Origin of the sequence: Pseudomonas sp. NPDC007930 (assembly GCF_042958985.1) — a bacterium.
Taxonomy (GTDB): domain Bacteria; phylum Pseudomonadota; class Gammaproteobacteria; order Pseudomonadales; family Pseudomonadaceae; genus Aquipseudomonas.
The window spans coordinates 1-1,252 of sequence record NZ_JBIBKC010000039.1 but is presented as its reverse complement, the minus strand read 5'-3'; the positions used below and the strand labels follow the sequence as shown (position 1 = coordinate 1,252).

Genomic DNA, 1,252 nt, shown 5'->3' with positions numbered 1-1,252 from the left:
TGGCCTGGTCAAGTTTCTCCGGACACCTCAATAAGTGGTGTCTAGGCAGCTAGCCGCTCGTACTCGTTCGGTGCTCTGTAGCCCAAGGTCGAGTGCAGCCGCTCGCTGTTGTAGAAGCGCATGATGTAGTCCGTTACGTCCTTGATCGCCTCAGCTTGGTTTGCGTATTTCTTGAGCCATACCCGTTCCATTTTCAGGCTCAGGAAGAAGCGCTCCATCACGGCATTGTCCCAGCAGTCGCCCTTGCGGCTCATGCTCTGCCGCATGCCATACCGGTGCAGCAAGTCGCAGTGCGCGGCGCTGGCGTATTGGCTCCCACGGTCGCTATGCATGATCAAGCCCGGCGCTGGCGCACGCTGGGCAATCGCCAACTGCAACGCGCTGGTCACCAGTTCCGTACGCATGTGCGGTGCCATCGACCAGCCCACGATCTTGCGCGAGTACAAATCTAGAACGGCTGCCAGATACAGCCAGCCGCTGCCTGTACGGATGTACGTGATATCTGCAACCCATGCCTGGTTTGGCGCTGTCACCGTGAACTGGCGCTCCAGCAGGTTGGGGGCCACAGGCAAGTTGTGACGACTGTTGGTGGTGTGTACGAACTTCCTTTTCCAGACGGGCTTCAAGCCATTTTCTTTCATCAGGGCGCGTATCTTGAAGCGACCGATATTGATCCGCTGCCGGCGCAAGACCTCGCGCAAACGGCGGCTCCCATAAGCGCCGCCGCTGGCCGCAAATGCCGCGCGCAGCTTGATCACCACTGGGCTGATTACCCGCTTTTGCGAGGCCCGCTGGCGCGCTTCATAGAACCCTGACTTGCTGATCCGCAGCACCCGGCACACACGTGCCACCGGGTAGGCCTTGCGTTGTAATTGATGTACCAGTGTGTGGATCACTTCAATTCGCGGGCAAAGAAGGCCGTAGCTTTTTTTAGTATGTCGTTATCCATCTTCAGGTCCCGAACCATCTGCTCGAGCTGGCGAATACGCTGCTGCTCAGCAGTGAGCGGTTTTCCGATGCCGGCTTGGCCAAGCATCTCGGACTCGTACTGCTGCAGCCAGCGCCGAACAGCCGTCTCGCCCAAGCCCAGGTCGCGGCACACTTCGGCGACGCTCTGGCCCTGATCCTTGATCATCTTGACGACCTCCAGCTTGAAGCTGGGATCGAATTTTCTGTACTTCTTGGTCATGAAAAGCTCCTCGATAGGGTCATTTTCACCTATCGAGGTGTCCGGGGTTAGTAGACCACTACA

1 protein-coding gene is annotated in these 1,252 nt (G+C 58.0%); it reads right to left on the bottom strand.

The window, feature by feature from the left end:
• Positions 1-41: 41 nt before the first annotated feature.
• Positions 42-1,189 (bottom strand): IS3 family transposase gene (locus tag ACFZCE_RS27125; protein ID WP_390943644.1). Its coding sequence is split into 2 segments (ribosomal slippage): positions 42-934 and positions 934-1,189, totalling 1,149 coding nucleotides; the frame shifts between segments, so codons are not numbered across the junction.
• Positions 1,190-1,252: the final 63 nt, after the last annotated feature.